This is a genomic window from Corallococcus sp. 4LFB, assembly GCF_046520365.1.
Classification (GTDB): domain Bacteria; phylum Myxococcota; class Myxococcia; order Myxococcales; family Myxococcaceae; genus Corallococcus; species Corallococcus caeni.
Window position 1 is genome coordinate 1 of sequence record NZ_JBKGHJ010000174.1, and the last position, 15565, is coordinate 15565.

The 15565-nt window shown below is 70.4% G+C and carries 14 protein-coding genes and 1 pseudogene; 3 read left to right on the plus strand and 12 right to left on the minus strand.

The genetic code is table 11. The features are described from left to right. The coding region (locus ACLEQD_RS19755; protein WP_410385850.1) for a hypothetical protein at nucleotides 1-204 on the plus strand (204 nt) is incomplete at its 5' end. A 622-nt stretch (nucleotides 205-826) separates the two neighbouring features. On the opposite strand, the gene gmk is transcribed toward ACLEQD_RS19755, so the two are convergent. Together gmk and ACLEQD_RS19765 are read right to left on the minus strand one after the other, a co-directional pair. Beyond that, nucleotides 827-1450 carry a guanylate kinase gene (gene gmk / locus ACLEQD_RS19760; RefSeq protein WP_410385851.1) on the minus strand — a complete coding sequence of 208 codons (624 nt, stop codon included), beginning with the start codon at nucleotides 1448-1450 and terminating at the stop codon, nucleotides 827-829. After that, the gene (locus ACLEQD_RS19765; RefSeq protein WP_410385852.1) at nucleotides 1447-2325 is read right to left on the minus strand and encodes a YicC/YloC family endoribonuclease; all 879 of its coding nucleotides are present in this window, start codon (nucleotides 2323-2325) and stop codon (nucleotides 1447-1449) included. Before ACLEQD_RS19765 ends, gmk begins: the two co-directional genes overlap by 4 nt. 81 nt (nucleotides 2326-2406) lie before the next feature. On the opposite strand from ACLEQD_RS19765, the gene ACLEQD_RS19770 reads away from it, so the two are divergent. Continuing rightward, nucleotides 2407-3516: a glycosyltransferase family 9 protein gene (locus ACLEQD_RS19770; RefSeq protein WP_410385853.1), complete on the plus strand. Its 1110-nt coding sequence runs from the start codon at nucleotides 2407-2409 to the stop codon at nucleotides 3514-3516. On the opposite strand, the gene ACLEQD_RS19775 is transcribed toward ACLEQD_RS19770, so the two are convergent. The 10 genes and pseudogenes from ACLEQD_RS19775 to ACLEQD_RS19820 form a co-directional block, all read right to left on the minus strand. After that, nucleotides 3506-3682, minus strand: coding sequence for a Trm112 family protein (locus tag ACLEQD_RS19775; RefSeq protein ID WP_410385854.1), 177 nt, complete (start codon nucleotides 3680-3682; stop codon nucleotides 3506-3508). The two genes, ACLEQD_RS19770 and ACLEQD_RS19775, sit on opposite strands and share 11 nt — an antisense overlap. A 3-nt stretch (nucleotides 3683-3685) precedes the next feature. After that, a complete protein-coding gene (locus ACLEQD_RS19780; protein ID WP_410385855.1) occupies nucleotides 3686-4174 on the minus strand; it encodes an adenylyltransferase/cytidyltransferase family protein in 489 nt (162 codons plus the stop codon). Then, on the minus strand, nucleotides 4171-5184 hold the full coding sequence (locus ACLEQD_RS19785) for a bifunctional heptose 7-phosphate kinase/heptose 1-phosphate adenyltransferase (RefSeq protein WP_410385856.1): 1014 nt from the start codon (nucleotides 5182-5184) through the stop codon (nucleotides 4171-4173). Before ACLEQD_RS19785 ends, ACLEQD_RS19780 begins: the two co-directional genes overlap by 4 nt. 31 nt (nucleotides 5185-5215) lie before the next feature. Continuing rightward, nucleotides 5216-6295: a tetraacyldisaccharide 4'-kinase gene (lpxK, locus tag ACLEQD_RS19790; RefSeq protein ID WP_410385857.1), complete on the minus strand. Its 1080-nt coding sequence runs from the start codon at nucleotides 6293-6295 to the stop codon at nucleotides 5216-5218. Beyond that, the gene (locus ACLEQD_RS19795) at nucleotides 6292-7323 is read right to left on the minus strand and encodes a glycosyltransferase (protein ID WP_410385858.1); all 1032 of its coding nucleotides are present in this window, start codon (nucleotides 7321-7323) and stop codon (nucleotides 6292-6294) included. Before ACLEQD_RS19795 ends, lpxK begins: the two co-directional genes overlap by 4 nt. Next, on the minus strand, nucleotides 7323-8324 hold the full coding sequence (locus tag ACLEQD_RS19800; RefSeq protein ID WP_410385859.1) for a glycosyltransferase family 4 protein: 1002 nt from the start codon (nucleotides 8322-8324) through the stop codon (nucleotides 7323-7325). Before ACLEQD_RS19800 ends, ACLEQD_RS19795 begins: the two co-directional genes overlap by 1 nt. After that, nucleotides 8321-9603 (minus strand): annotated as a pseudogene (locus ACLEQD_RS19805) (3-deoxy-D-manno-octulosonic acid transferase). The gene ACLEQD_RS19800 and the pseudogene ACLEQD_RS19805 overlap by 4 nt, the downstream one beginning before the upstream one ends. A gap of 20 nt (nucleotides 9604-9623) precedes the next feature. Continuing rightward, entirely contained in the window at nucleotides 9624-10799 is a 1176-nt protein-coding gene (locus ACLEQD_RS19810) for a PHP domain-containing protein (protein WP_410385860.1), read from the minus strand. Continuing rightward, the gene (locus ACLEQD_RS19815) at nucleotides 10796-12580 is read right to left on the minus strand and encodes an ABC transporter ATP-binding protein (protein WP_410385861.1); all 1785 of its coding nucleotides are present in this window, start codon (nucleotides 12578-12580) and stop codon (nucleotides 10796-10798) included. The genes ACLEQD_RS19810 and ACLEQD_RS19815 overlap by 4 nt, the downstream gene beginning before the upstream one ends. A 2-nt stretch (nucleotides 12581-12582) precedes the next feature. Next, nucleotides 12583-14469 (minus strand): DUF4388 domain-containing protein, encoded by a 1887-nt coding sequence (locus ACLEQD_RS19820; protein WP_410385862.1) that lies wholly within the window; start codon nucleotides 14467-14469, stop codon nucleotides 12583-12585. A 63-nt stretch (nucleotides 14470-14532) separates the two neighbouring features. Here ACLEQD_RS19820 and lpxB point away from each other — a divergent pair. After that, nucleotides 14533-15565: lipid-A-disaccharide synthase (gene lpxB, locus ACLEQD_RS19825; RefSeq protein ID WP_410385863.1), on the plus strand; the 1033-nt coding region annotated here is incomplete at its 3' end.

The following is a 15565-nucleotide window of genomic DNA, read 5'->3' on the forward strand; positions in this document are numbered from 1 at the left end:
TCCGCAATCCATTACTGCTTGGGCTTGCTATTTGGTTTTCAAAGACCGAGCCGCTTGTCCTGCTTCGCGACTTTTGCTACCGTGCTTCTCGCCGGTTTCGTTTCAACCGGCGGGGTTGCAGCTTCTATTTCAGTTCGCAGTCAGCGTCAACTTCGCTTTTGCGTCCTGCGGGCTGCTTCGAAGTTCGTCGGCGCCGTCCAGTGACTTCCGCCGCTTCTTTTCGAAGGGGAGCGGCTTCTACTTCAGCGCCGCGTTCCCTGTCAACCTGCTTGCTGTCAGCTTCCTCACCGCTCGCCGTCCGTGTGTTGCCTGCCGGACTGCTTACTCTTCGGTGGGGCGCGGCTTCTATCTCTTCGCCGCGTTCGCTGTCAACCCGCTCGTTGACTGCCCTATTTCCTTGTCGGTCCTGCGCTCCCTCCGAAGTGCCTTCCGCGCCAGTGCGCGGGCTTCGAAGCGAGGGGCGCGGCTTCTACCACCGCCGCATCTCGTGTCAACCGCCCTACTTGCAGCTTCTGCTTCCCGGCTGCCACCGCTACCAGCTCCGCCTCTCATGAGGCGGCAACCCGCTCCAACACCCTCAACGCCCGCTGATCCACTGTCCTGCTGCGGCAACCATCTAAGAATCGGATCGGAGAATGTCAACTTCTCGTCACCGTGACTGCTTCGACCCGCTGTCACCGGAGTGACGCCTGCGTGTCGCCGCGAGGTGTGCGGCTTATCCATCAGGCGATCGGGCGGCGCAAGAAATTTGATGCAGGCCGCCGGCGCGGTGCGACGTCGTGGGGGGAGAACCCGTGGGCAGGGTTCCCCCATTCCCCGGTGGAGTTCAGCTTCCGAACCTGAGCTTGGAGAGGTCCACCCTGCCCCGCCGGCACTTCTCCGCGACCACCACGGAGCGCAGTTCCTGGTAGGCGCGCTCGAAGTCGTCGTTCACCACGATGTAGTCGTAGGACGCGATCCCCCGCTCGATCTCCGAGCGGGCAGCCAGCATCCGGCGACGGATGGTCTCATCCGAGTCCGTCTGGCGGTCCCGAAGGCGGCGCTCCAGTTCCTCCATGGAGGGAGGGAGCACGAAGATGAGGACCGCGTCGGGGTGCTTGCGCTTGATGGCCTGCCCGCCCTGGACGTCGATGTCGAAGATGGCGGTGCCGTGGCGCTTGCGGGCCTCATCCACCACGGACTGCGGGCTGCCGTAGAAGTGGCCGTGCACCTCGGCCCACTCCACGAACTCGCCCTGTTCGATCTTCTCCTGGAAGGCGGCGACCCCCACGAAGTGGTAGTCCACGCCCTCCTGCTCCTTGCCCCGGGGGCGCCGGGTGGTGACGCTGGTGGAGAAGATGCCGTCCGGCATCTCCTTCAGCAGACGGTGCGCGAGGGTGGTCTTTCCGGCCCCGGAAGGCGCGGAGAGGACGAGGAGCACACCAGGCTGGAGTCCAGAGGGTTCGTTCATTCGACGTTCTGCACCTGTTCGCGGATGCGCTCGACTTCGGCCTTCATCGAGACCACGCGCGCGGAGATCTCCGCGTGCTGGCTCTTGGAGCCCGTCGTGTTCACCTCGCGGTGCATCTCCTGCACGAGGAAATCCATGCGCCGGCCCACCGGCTCGGGGCTCGCCATCAGGAGCCGGAACTGCTCGAGGTGCGTCGCGAGCCGGGTCACCTCTTCCGCGATGTCCGTGCGCTCGGCGAACAGGGCCACTTCTTGCGCCAGCCGCTGCGGGTCCACCGCGACGCCACGCGCGAGCTCCGCCACACGCTCGGTGAGCCGCTGCTGGTAGTCGCTGACCGCTCGCGGTGCGAGGTGGGCGACCTCCTGGCTCCAGCCCTCGATGAGCTTCATCCGGGCGTCCAGGTCCGCGTGGATGGACTCACCCTCGGTGGTCCGCATCGTCTCCAGGGCCCCGAGCGCCTGCTGGAGCGCGGTCTGCGTGGCCTGGGTGGCGGACTCCACGTCCACGCCCTTCTCCTCCAGACGGATGACGCCCGGCTGGTTGGCCACCTGCGACCAGGCGACTTCCACTGATTGGCCCAGGGCCTCGGCGACATCCCGGTACGCGCGCGCGTACTCGCGGGCCAGGGCGACATCCACCGTGGGGACGTTGCCCGAGACGGTGGCGGCCTGCCGGCGCACGAGGATTTCCACCGAGCCTCGCGCGAGCCGGTCCTTCACCTGCTTCACGAGTGCGGGCTCGAGCGCGGACAGCTCGCGCGGCAGCCGGACCTTCACTTCACAGAACTTGTGGTTGAGCGAGCGTGCTTCCACGGAGACCTCTTCGTCCCCCACGCGGGCGCGGCCCGAACCAAATCCGGTCATGCTTTTGAGCATCGGGCCGGGTGCTAGGGGCTTTCCGCCCCGAGGTCAAGCCAGCGTCTTGTGTCCATTCCAATTCTGGTAGGGTCCGCCGCGATGGCGTGGCACAAGTGGCTTGAAACGTGGGCGAAGCTGGCACTGACGCTCCTGGCTTCCCTCCTGTTCTGGCGCCCCGGACGTCGTCGCGCTCCCGGAACGCCCCTCCCCTCCCCGCGAAAGGTCCTGCTCGTCCGGCCCGACAACCGCGTGGGCGAGGCCCTTCTCACGACTCCCCTGCTGCGGACCCTCAAGGCACATGTCCATCCGCCTCCGGAGGTGCACGTGCTGGTGCACGCCAAGGTGGCCCGCGTCCTCCAGGGCCACCCTGACGCGGATGCGGTCCTGGCGTTCGACCGGCGCATGCTGTGGCTGGGCCCCCTGGCGCCCGGCATCCGCGCGCTCCGTCGCGCGGGCTACGACACCGTGGTGGATTGTGCCAACTGGAGCGCTCCCTCCGTGACGAGCGCGCTCGTTGCCCGGATGGCGGGGCCGAAGGCGGTCGTCATTGGACCGGGCATCTGGCCGGTGTCCCTGCTGCAGTCGGTGTCCGTGCCTGCCCGTTCCGATACGCGGCACGAGGCCGTTCAGCGGACACACCTGCTGACGCCCCTGACCCAGGGGGCTGTCGCGCAGGGGCTCTCGTTCCGGGAGCCGGTGCTGAGCGAGGCGTTCCGCGAATACCTCGTGGGGTTCTCCGGGCAGGGTCCTCGGCGGGCGGTCATCAATCCAGGAGGCCGACTGGGCGAGCGCCGCATCCCGGCCGAGGCCTTCGCGGCCGCAGCCCGGGAGCTGAGCTCGCTGGGCTATTCGCCTGTCGTGACCTGGGGCCCGGGAGAGGAGGCCCTCGCTCGGGCCGTGATTGGCGGCGCTCCGGGGGCGGAGCTGGCTCCCTCGACGAGCATCGATGAACTGGCGGCCCTCATGCGGAGCGCGGGCCTCACCATCTGCAACAACACCGGGCCCATGCACCTGTCGGTCGCCGTGGGCGCGCCCACGCTGGCGTTCTTCCTGCGCATCGACATGGAGCGCTGGGGCCATGCGGTGGCGCCCCACCGGATGGTGGACCTGACGCCCATCGTGGATGGGGCTTCCGGGGTGGGGCTGGAGCAGCGCGTGGCCGAGGAGGTCCGGTCGTTCGTCTCGGAGCGGGCCTCGCTCACGGGGTGAGCGGTCGCTCCTGTTCGGGCACCATCCGAGGGACGCCGTCTTCCACGGGCCAGGCTCGCAGGCACCTGGGACAACGGACTTCGGGCGGGGGTCCTTCGTGCTCCTCGAGCGGGCCCTTGCAGTGGGGACAGCCCAGGATGGACCGCAGCACCGGGTCCAGGACCATGGGCTACTTCGCGCCCTCGCGCCCGAGCCGGCGCGCCAGCTCCGTGGTGCTGTGGTCCTTCGGGTCTCCCGCCACCGCGGTCCTGCCTCCGTAGGCCCGGACCTCGTCACCTTCCGGGATGGAGTCCGGCGTGTAGTCCGTCCCCTTCACGTGCACGTCGGGCTTCAGGGCCCGGATGAGGGCCCGCACGTTCGGCTCGTCGAAGACGACGACGCGGTCCGTGCAGGCCAGCGCCGCGACCAGCTCCGCGCGCTCCCCTTCCGGAATGTGCGGACGGCCGGGCCCCTTGTAGGCCCGGGTGGAGGCGTCCGAGTTCACCGCCACCACCAGCACGTCCGCCAGCGCCTTCGCGCCCTCCAGGTACCGGACGTGCCCGACGTGCAGCAGGTCGAAGACCCCGTTGGCCAGGGCCACTGTGCGGCCCTGCTCGCGCCAGCGCTCCCGCTCCTCCGCGATGGCGGCGAGGGGACGAAGCTTGTCCAGGGTGTTCATCGTCGGCTCCGCAGCGCTTCGAGGAGTTCTTCGCGGGAGACCGTCGCCGTGCCCGGCTTCTGCACCACCAGGGAGCCCGCCACGTTCGCCAGCCTCGCGGCTTCACCGAAGGACGCTCCGGCCGCGAGTGCGAGCGCGAAGCTCGCGATGACCGTGTCGCCGGCTCCCGTCACGTCCACCGCTGACTTCGCGCCGTGCACGGGGATCAGGTCCACGCCGCCCTTCGCGTCGAAGAGGGCCATGCCGTGCCGGCCTCGCGTCACCAGCAGCGCCTGACAGCCCAGCTTGCGGACCGCTTCGTGACCGGCCTCCAGGAGGTCTTCCTTCGTGCGCACCGGACGGCCCGTGAGCGCTTCCAGCTCCGGCTCGTTGGGCTTGCACACCGTGAGGCCCGCGAAGGCCGCGAGCGCGTAGCGGCTGTCCACGCAGACCGGGAGGCCGTCCGCGGCGAGCTTTCTCAGGGCCTCCCGGACCTCGTCGTTGACGACGCCCGCGCCGTAGTCCGAGACCACCACCGCGTCCGCGTCCTTCGCCGCCGCCTCCACTTGCCTGGCGATGGCCTTGCGCATCCGGGGCGGGAGGGGGCCTCGCTGGCCGCGATCCACGCGGAGCATCTGCTGCCTCGTGGTGCTGATGCCGCCCGCGAGGATGCGCGTCTTCGTCTCCGTCTCGAGGCTCCGGCTGCTGACCGCATGCAGCCGGATGTCCGCCGCGTCGAAGAGCTTGCGCAGCGAGCTGCCCATCGCGTCCACGCCCAGCGCGCCCACGGCCGTCACCTGCCCCGACAGCGCGCGGATGTTGGCCGCCACGTTCGCTCCGCCGCCGAGCTTCACCTCCGACGACTCGTACCGGACGATGAGCACCGGGGCCTCGCGGCTCACCCGGTCCGTCTGTCCGTAGAGGTAGTGGTCGGCGACCAGGTCCCCCACCAGCAACACCCGACGGCGCGCGAAGGCGAGTGGCAGGCGCGAGGACGGTGCTGCCGGACGTGAAGACGGGACCGCAGGCATGGGCGCGCTTTGTCCCACAGCGTTCCGGACCTCACAAGTCGCGCGTCTCACCCGGAAGCCCGAGCGCCCGCCTCAGATGCGCTTCGCCCTCCAGGACCTCCACTCCCAGGCGCACCACCCAGGCCTCGAAGCCGGCCGGCAGCCGCACCGCGTCCTTCTCCGTCGTCACGATGCGCGCGCCCTGCTGGCGGGCCCGGGCTTCGACCTGGCGCAGCTCCTCCGCGGAGAAGCGATGGTGATCCGGGAAGAGGGCCGCGTCCCGGACCTCCGCGCCAAGCATGGTGACAGTCTTCAGGAAGCCTCCGGGCCGGGCCAGCCCCGCCAGGGCCAGGACCGGCTTTCCTTCGAGCGCGTTCGTCGCGTGCTCGGTGCCGGAAGGGTCCCACCAGCCCGTGGGCCCGTAGCGCGTCCGGACCCTGGGCGCGGTCACGGCTTCGAGCCAGGGATTGGGGGCGGCGTCCCCCGGGGCGGCTCTCAGCCAGAGGAGCGTGGCGCGGCGCAGGGCCGATGGGGGCTCTCGCAATGGGCCTCTTGGGAGCAGTTGGCCGTTGCCCAGGCCCACGGCTTCGTCCACGACCACCAGGTCTTCGTCGCGGTGCAGGCGGCGGTGCTGGAAGCCGTCGTCCAGCAGGACCGTGTCCAGGCCGAAGTCGTCCCTGGCCCGGAGTGCCGCCTCGACTCGATTCGCTCCGACGAAGAGCCTGGCTCCTGGACACCTGCGGGCGAGCAGCAGGGGTTCGTCTCCGGCGTCCGTCACGGCGGGCAGCGGCTCCTTGCCCGTGAAGGTCAGCGGCTCCTGGGATTCGCGCCCGTAGCCTCTCGTGAGGATGCCGACCTTGCGCCCTTCGCGGATCAGCAACTCCGCGAGATGGAGGACCGCTGGCGTCTTGCCCGTGCCTCCGACGTTGAGGTTTCCGATGGAGAGGACCCGCAGGCCTTCGACGTGCTCGGCTCGCAGCAGGCCCGAGTCGTAGAGGGCGCCCCGGAGGCGGACCGCTCCGCTGTAGGTCCAGGACAACAGCGCGAGCGGCGACAGGAGGGCGCGACGGGTCCAGGGCTCCGGTGTCGGCGGATAGAAGATCCGCTCCAGGGCCGTGGGCGAGCCGCTCATCGCCGGGGCTCCGTGGCCTGCTGATAGAGGGCCAGGATGTCCCTGGCGATGTGCTCGTTCGTCGGGTGCCGGGTCCCGGCCGTGGCTCCGGACAGGGCGGCGGTGACGACGGCCTCCACCGTGGGCGCTTCCACCCGCGCGTCCGCCAGCTCCGGGAGCGCGCCTTCGTTCACCGCGACCACCCGGACACCACAGGCCCTGGCCTGGGCCGCGGCCCTCGCGCTCCAGTCGTTTCCCAGGCCGAGGATCCAGACCTCGTCCAAAGCCTGCAGCCACTTCGCGAAGTCCGCGCCCTGCTGGTAGCCCGCGAACGTCACCTGCTCCGTGAGGCCCCGCTCCTTCACCTGCGTCCGGGTTGCTTCGAGCAGGGCTCCATCGCCTACCAGTACGAGACGGGCTTCGGGGCGTTGCCGGTGCAACGCGGCGAAGGCTTCGACGCCGAGCGCGTGACGGCGGCTCTGCTGGAACGTGGAGATCATCCCCACGAGGTGCGTGTCCTCGAGGCCCAGGGTCTGGCGCAGGGCCTTCCGGTCCGCTGGGGGCTCGAACATCGGATCCACCAGCGCGGGCAGGACCTGGACGGGGCGATGCCTGCCTTCGAGCTTCGACACCAGGTGGCCCGCGGGCACCGTGTAGGCGGCGGCTTCGGGAAGGGAGGAGCGCAGCGAGCGTGGCGCGTGAATGGAGCGGATCCGCACCGCTCCCTTCGGCGTTCCCCAGCGGGCCACGAGATGATCATGGGTGAAGTGCGCGTGGACCACGTCCACCGTCCTGCGGCGGAGGGCTCGCAGGTCACTCCAGAGTTCCCATGGCGGGGACTTCACGGACAACGTCAGGCCCCCTTCGTCCAGGAGGCCCAGTTGCTGGAAGCGGGGGACGGCGGGCTCCTCGGCGGCGATGTCACGGCGCTTGCGGTCCACTGCTACCGTGACCTCGTGGCCCATGGCGCGCTGTGCCTGGGCCAGCAGCGCGACGTTCTCCGCCGGGCCGCTCCAGAAGGGGCTCGCGAGCAGGTGCAGGATGCGCATCAGCGCTTCACCAGCGAATGGTAGAGGTCACTGAGCGCTCGGGCTTCGTGCTCGACGCCGCAGCGGCGACGCGCTTCTTCCTCGGCGTTGCGGCCGACCTGACGGGCCCGCTCCGGTTCACGGGTCAGTTCGTCCAACAGGTCGCGCAGGCCCTTCACGTCGCCGGGTTCGAAGAAGAAGCCCGTGCGGCCGTGCTCGATGAGGGTGTCCAGGTACGGCAGCTTCGAGGCCACCACGCAGCAGCCGGACGCCATGGCCTCCACGTGCACCAGCGAGTAGCCCTCCGCGTAGGAGGGATGCACCAGGATGCTCAGGCCCTGGTACCAGGGCTCGATGGTGGACTGCTCTCCCGCGAGCAGCACGCGGTCCTCGATGCCCTCACGCAGGCCGTTCACCCACGCCAGGTCCGGCCCCTTCGCGAGCCCCACCAGCACCGCCTGCCAGTCCGGCCTTTGTGGCAACAAGGGCCTCAGCGCTTCGATGAAGTCGCCATGCCCCTTCTCCTTGCGGATGCGCCCGATGACGCCGATGCCGTACCGGCCGCCCTGCTTCAGCCGGGCCCAGGCCGCGTCACGGTCCTCGGGCGGACGGAAGCGCGTGAGGTCGATGCCGTGCGAGATCACCGTGGACGGGAGCGCGATGACGTCCGAGATCTGCTGCGTGAGCGACACCAGCGCGTCCGCGCCCCTGGCGAGCCAGCGGGTGAAGCGCGTGGGGGCCACCGACGTGTGCCGCGTGAAGACGAGTTGGACCTTCCCTCCCAGGGACTTCAGGAACATCCCCGCCAGCAGCTCGTTGTTCCGGTGCGCGTGCCAGACGATGGGCTCCCGGTGGGAGCGGCGGATCAGCTCTCCCCAGGTGATGCGCGGCAGGGCTTCCGTCAGTCCGGAGCCGATGACCCGCGTCTCGTCGCCCCGGGCCAGCGCGGGCACCACGGACTCCACGTGCCGCGTCACCCCCGTGTAGCGCTTGTGGAAGTGCGGATGGACGATGAGCGTCATGGGAGTGCGGTCCTTGTCCGCCGGCGCGGCAGGGCGGCCATGGCCTCCGCGTTGCGCTCACTGGCTCCGGAGATGCGGCGCACCGTGGCTTCCGCCTGGGCGCCCAGGCGCTGCCGGTGCTCGGGGTTCGCGAGGAGTTCCTCCAGCGCGGCGTACAGGGCTTCTCCATCCGCCACCTGGATGCCTCCGTTGCCTTGCAGCACCGCGACGCTGTCGCGGAAGTTGTCCATGTGCGGGCCGAACAACACCGGCCTGCCCTGCCCCGCGGCTCCAGGATGTTCTGGCCGCCCCGCTTCGTGAACGAGCCTCCCACGAACACCACCGTCGCCAGACGATAGGCCCGTGACAGCTCGCCCATCGAGTCCATCACCACCACCGGCGCGCGCTCCGGATTGCCCTGCGAGCGCAGACCCACGGTCAGGTTCCGCTCCTTCGCCAGAGTCTGGATCCGTTCAGCCCGGTTCAGATAGCGCGGCGCGATGACCAGGCTCAGCTTGGGCCAGCGATCCCGTAGACGCTGATACACCTGCAACAGGATTTCTTCCTCGCCCTCGTGCGTGCTTCCCGCGAGCCAGACCGGATCCGTTGGGGACAGGCCGAGCGCGGTTCGCAGGGCTTCGTCCTCGGGAGCGGGCCCCGCGGCCAGGGCGTCGAACTTGGTGTTTCCGGTGGTGAGGACGCGCTCGGTGGGAGCTCCGAGGGCTCGCGCCCTTTCGGATTCCTCGTCCTGCCGCATCAGCAGCAGGTCCATGTCCTTCAGCGGGTTTTCGATGAGGCCGAAGAGCGTCCGGTACTTCCCCTCGTTCGCCGGGGAGAAGCGCCCGTTGGTCATCACCACGCTCGCTCCGGACTGCTTCGCGGCGCGGATGAGGTTGGGCCAGACCTCCGTGTACTCGAGGACCAGGAGGTCCGGCTGGAGGGCCCGCACCGCCCTTCGCGTCGCGCCCCAGAGGTCGTAGGGCGCGTAGACGACTCCGTCGATCTGCTTCGCCAGACGGTCCCTTGCCATCGCGTGGCCGCTGTCCGTCATCGTCGAAAGCACGATGCGGCAGCCGGGGAAGCGCTGGCGCAGGGGGCCGAACATGGGCGCGAGCGCCAGCAGGTCTCCGGCGCTGGCTCCGTGCAACCACAGCAGCGGGCCTTCTCCCTTCGGGAGGTCTCCCGGTCCGTAGAAGCCCAGCCGCTGCTTCAGCCCGTGGCGCGTCTTCCGGTGCACGCAGAGCACCGGGAACAGCAGCGCGAAGAGGACGTAGGTGGCGACGACGTAGAGCAGGCGCATGGGCGACGTCCCGCGCTCTATCAGATGCCCGGCGGTCTCGGCACCACTCGCACCGGGCTGGGGACCAGCCAGGGCCGCCACTCGTGGCCGAAGAAACGCCCCGGCGCGTGGGCCCAGACCTCTACCTGGACGACTCCGGGCCCCGTCAGCTCAACGTGCTGTCCGTCGGGTTGCAGGCGTCCGTCGCCCCACACCCGGACCTCGACGGTCCCCGGGGTGTGTTCCGGGAGGCGGACCGTCAGCACCGTGCCCACGGGAGCTTCCCGCGTGTTCGCGTCGAAGCCTTCCAGGGCGAAGCCTTCAGGAGCTCCGAGCGCTGGGAAGACACAGAGGGCCTGGCCGCTCGCCAGGGCCTGCGTGACCTGGGCTTCGGCTTCGCGCGCATCCTGGGACAGGGGAGCCGGCAACACGTCCGGCGGGAGCTCCATACCGAGCGCGTTGAAGATGTCCTCGTACGCGGGCAGGCCGTGCGCGTCGTTGCCACACAGGGCGATTCGCTTTCGCTCTCGCGCCAGCTCCAGGAAGCGCTCCGTCGGGCGTGGTTCCGGGACCGCGAGCAGCATCACGCCGTGCACCGGGTTCACCAGGGAAGCCCCCAGCGCGGGCAGGAGCCGGCTCACGGGGCTTCGCAGTGCCTGCCGGAAGAAGGTGTCCGCTGAGTACAGCTCGAAGCCCGGGACCTGGTGCGCCGTCGCTTCGTCCTTCCAGGGGTTCTTCGTCTGGACCGGATGCGCGAGGACCGCCGTGCCCCCAGCGGCTTCGACCGCGGCCACGGCCTGCTCCGGTGGACCCCAGGGCTTCACCCCTTCGATGGGGCGCTGCATCCCGAACGCAGCCAGATGACCCGCGCTGGTGGAGATCTCCACTCCGGGGATGAGCAACACGCCGTCCACCCAGGTCGCGGCGGGTGGCTTGAAGTCGTTGTGGTCCGTGAGCACCACGAAGTCCAGGCCGGCTGCCTTCGCCGCCCTGGCGACCTCCGCGGGCGTCCCCTTCCCGTCCGAGCGCGTGGTGTGTACGTGGTACGCGCCGCGGATCCACGGCTTCGCGTTCGGCGCGGGCGCGACCACGGGGTAGTCCGCGAAGCCGGCCGCGAAGGCGAAGAAGCCCGCGACCCCCATGAGAAGGAACAACACACCGAACACGGCGCGGATCGCCAGGGAGAGCGGCTTCCTGGCCGTGCCGGCCTTGCTCACGCCGCTCCCCGCTCGATGGGCCCCGACGTCTGCAGGCGCCACATGGCGGCGTAGCGGCCGTCCTTCAGGAGCAGCTCCGCGTGGCTTCCGCTCTCCACGATGCGGCCTGCCTCCACCACGTGGATGACGTCCGCGCTCGTCACCGTCGACAGCCGGTGGGCGATGACCAGCGCCGTCCGGCCGGGGAGCACCTTCGCCAGCGCGGCCTGCACTTCGCGCTCGTTCTCCGGATCCAGGCTGCTCGTCGCTTCGTCCAGCACCAGCACGGGCGCCTTCGACAACACGGCCCTCGCGATGCACAGGCGCTGACGCTGGCCTCCACTCAGGATGATGCCCCGCTCGCCAATCCGCGTGTCGTAGCCCTGCGGCAGGCCCTGGATGAAGGCGTCCGCGTTCGCCACCTTCGCCGCGGCCTCCACTTCCTCGCGCGTCGCTTCGGGCCTGGCGTGCCGAAGGTTCTCCAGCACGGTCCCGTGGAAGAGCAGCGGCTCCTGCGTCACCAGCGCGAACTGGCTGCGGACGCTCGCCGCCGTGTACGTGTCCGCGTCCACTCCATCCAGGAGGATGCGTCCCTGCTGCGGACGCTCGAAGCGCAGCAGCAGCGACGTCACCGTGCTCTTGCCGCCGCCACTGCCTCCCACCAGCGCCGTCACCTGCCCCACCTTCAGGTCCAGGGTCAGGCCGTCCAATGCGCGGCGCTCGCCGTAGAAAAAGCGCACGTCCTCCATGCGCAGCGACCCGCGCAGCGCGGGCGCGGGCACCGCATGGGACGCGTCCTCCACCGGGTGCTTCAGGTCGAGCAACGCGAAGAGGCGCTCACCCGCCGCGCCCGCCTGCACCGCGAACTGCGTCACCCGGCCCAGGTCCTTCACCGGCTGGTACACGAGGATGACCGCCGTGAGCAGCGACAGGAGCGCCTCTGGCTCCATGGCTTTCGTCGCCGCCGCGTACCCCAGCGCCCCCGCGAGCGCCGCCGCCGCGAGCACCTCCATCAGCCCCGGCACGCCTCCGCGCGCCCAGGCCGCGCCCACCACCGCCTCCTCGTGCGCCTTCGCGTAGGACTCGAAGCGCGCCAGCTCCGCCTGCTGCCCGTTGAAGGCCTGGATGGTGCGCAGCCCTCCCAGCCCTTCGTGCAGCTGGCCCGCGAGCTGCCCCAGGTGGGCCTGCCCTTCCCGCGTTCCCTTCAGCACCTTGCGCGTGAGCTTCGATGCCGGCAGCGCCGCCAGCGGAATGACCGCCAGCATCAAGCCGCCCAGCATCGGACTCATCGCCAGCGCCACGCCCGCGAGGACCAGCACCTGGATGGTGTCTCGCAGGTACGAGCCCACCGTGTACATGGCGGCCAGCTCCACGGCCATCACGTCCGAGGAGAAGCGGCTGAGCAGGTCGCCCGTGCGCTCCTTCGACAGCTGCGACGGCGACAGCGCCGTCAGCCGCAGGAACAGGTCGCGCCGCAGGTCCTTCACCACGCGCTGCGCGAACAGCCCCATGAAGTAGAACTGGCCCAGGTACCCCACACCCTTCACCGCGCCCACGCCCAGCACCAGCACCGGGAAGCCCCAGAGCGCCGCCTCGCGCGGCAGGTCCGCGAGCCACGGCACCCGGTGCGCGCTCGCGAAGCCCTCCTCGCCTCCCGACAACAGGAAGCGCAGCGCCGGACCCAGGAGGTACGCGTACGCACCCGTGGCGAGCCCCAACACCGCCATGCACGCGAAGGCCAGGACGAGGATTCCCGCGTGCGGCTTCGCGTAGCGCAAGAGCCGCCAGAGCGCGTGATGCATGGCTACTTCACCACCTTCTGCAACGCCGCCCTCGCGAGCACCGAATACGGGTTCAGCTCCAGCACCTTCATCAGCTTCTTTCGCGCGAGCGGCACGTCGTCCAGGTCAATCTCGATGATGGCCGCGATGATCTGCGCCCGCTCCAGGTACGGATCCAACGTCAGCGCCTGCTTGAGCACCTTGCGCGCCGCGAGCGCCCGCTGCATCAGCGGCCCGGGCGAGCCCCGGTACTTCGCCCAGGCGAGGTACGAGTAGTACTCGGGCTCGCCGCCGTTGAGCGACACCGCCTCCTCGAAGCCCTGGATGGCCGCCTTGTAGTCGCCCCGCTTCATCGCGGACTCGCCCCGGCGCAGCGCGAGCTCCGCGTCCACGTTGATGGCGGTCGCCCGGCCCACCACCTCCTGCCGGCTGAGGAAGTACTGGAGGTAGGCGCGGCGCTTCTCGTCCACGCTCAGCACGCGGTACGCCGCGGACAGCTTCTCCTGCACCTGCTCCAGGAGGTCTCGCAGGTCGGAGATGTCGAACTCCGCGTAGGTGTCCGGGTGAAAGCGCATCGCCGTCTCGTGGTACGCGCGCTCCACCGCCTCCTTGTCCGCCGCGAGGTCCAGCCCCAGCCCGCCGAAGTAGCTGCGCGTGATGATGCGCACCGCTTCCTCGCGCACCGACGCCGCCGTCTCCGGAGGCAGGCTCTTGCGCTTGCGCGGCGCGATGACGTCCGGCGCCGCCGCCGCGCTCAGCACGTCCGTCCCCGTCGCCACCGGCGTCGCGGAGAACGTCACCCCGCCCGTCAGCTTGAGGAACCACAGCAGCGTGTACGCCGCGCGCAGCTCCGCGCGCCCGTGGGCCAGGAGGTCCTTGAGCACGATGCGGCCGTTCACCTGCATCGCCAGCTTCAGGTCCTCCGTGTCCAGCGCCATCGCCTGGAGGTCGCGGCCGAAGTCCGCCGAGCGCACCGGGTACTCGTTCAGGTGCGCCTTGAGGCCCGCCGCCACCCCCCGCAGGGGCATCCGCCGGCGCGCGGCCTCCAGCAGCGGCGCCAGGGCGGGCTGATCCACGGAGGCCACTTCGGAGGAGAACTCGTCGCCCGCGTAGAACGCGTAGCGGCCCTCGCGCATGGCCAGCACGCGCCCGAGCCGGTCCCTCGTGAAGTCGCGCAAGAGCGACAGGAGGTCCTCGCCCACCGCCTCCACGCCCGCGTCCGCCAGCGCCGCGCCGATGCGCAGCCCGGAGGCGAGCGCGTCCACCACCGGCTGCTCCTGCGCCTCCGTGAGGACCTGCCGCTCGCGCAGGAAGCGCGGCAGCGCGTCCTCCTTCGCGGAGGAGTCGAAGTTCACCGGCCCGCCGCGCAGGAAGTACACGCGGCGCGACAGGCCCTTGAGGGCCACCACCAGCACGCCGTCCCGGCGCAGCCGGTAGAGCGAGTGCAGGAGCGCCGGCAGCGGGAAGGCCTTCAGGTCCCCCGCCGCCACCGCGGGCCGCGACAGCGTGGCGGACAGGCCCGTGGGCGTGACGGCCTGCGCGGCCTTCACCAGCGCCTCCAGGCGGGGCACCAGCTCACCGGGCTTGAGCGGATCCGGGATGTACGCGTTGACCTTGAGGTCCAGCACCGAGCCCACGCCCTTGGCGCGGCCCAGGTGCCCCTTGTCGATGGCCACGATGGGCACCCGCCCGCCCTGGCTGTGCCCGCGGATGAGGTGCACGACGTGCTGCCCCTCCACGCGCGGCAGGTCCACGCCCAGCACCACCACGTCCGGGTTGTCCGCCGAGAAGTGCTCCAACGCCATCACGGCGTCATTCACCGCCCGAACGGTGTACCCGGCCTGCGAGAGCAGGCCCGTCAGGTGCTCGAGGGTCGGGGGGTGGCTCTCAGCGAGCAAAAGCGTCTTCAAGGGGGCCGCAGTCTACAGCCTCCCTCCCTCCGCGCATCAGCTACGATGAGGGTCCTGCCCCCCATGACACCTTCTCCCCGCATCCTCGTCGTGGCCGGCGAGGCCTCCGGTGACACCCACGCCGCGGAGCTCGTCGCCGCCCTCCAGGCCCTCCGGCCCGACCTCACCTTCTTCGGCATGGGAGGCGCCCGGCTGGCCGCCCGGGGGGTGGAGCTCATCCACGACGCCCGCGAGGTGTCCGTCATGGGCATCACGGAGGTGCTCCCCCGCATCCCGCGCATCCTGCGGATCATGAAGGACCTGGCCCGGGCCGCCGAGGAGCGCCGCCCCGACTGCGCCATCCTGGTGGACATCCCGGACTTCAACCTGCGGCTGGCCAAGAAGCTCAAGGCCCTGGGCATCCCCGTGGCCTACTACGTGTCCCCGATGATCTGGGCCTGGCGCCGGGGCCGCGTGCGCACCATCCAGCGGCTGGTGGACCGGATGCTCTGCATCCTGCCCTTCGAGGAGGACTTCTACCGGGAGGCCGGGGTGCCCGCACGCTACGTGGGCAGCCCCGTGCTGGAGCAGATGCCCAGGTCCGCCAGCGCCCGCGAGTTCCGTCAGCGCCTGGGCCTGTCGCAGGACGCCCCCACGCTCGCGCTGCTGCCGGGCAGCCGGATGAGTGAAATCCGCCGCATCCTGCCCGCGCTCGTGGGGGCCGCGAAGCAGCTGGCCTCCGAGCGGCCGGGGCTCCAGGTCGTGGTGCCGGTGGCGCCCACCGTCGCGAAGGAGGAGATCCTCTCCCGCTTCGAGGGCAGCGGCGTGACGCCGGTGCTGGTGGACGGAAGGGCCCCGGAGGTGGTGGGCGCGAGCGACGCGGCGGTGGTGGCCTCCGGCACGGCGGTGCTGGAGGCGGGGCTGATGGAGCGGCCGCTCGTCGTCGTGTACCGCGTGTCGCTGGTGACGTACCTGGTGGGCCGGCTGATGCTGAAGGTGGCCTTCGTGTCGCTCATCAACCTGCTGGCCGGCCGGCGCGTGGTGCCGGAGCTGCTCCAGGGGGACATGACGCCGGAGAACATCGCGGCCGAGGTGCGGCGCGTGTGGCTGCCGGGCG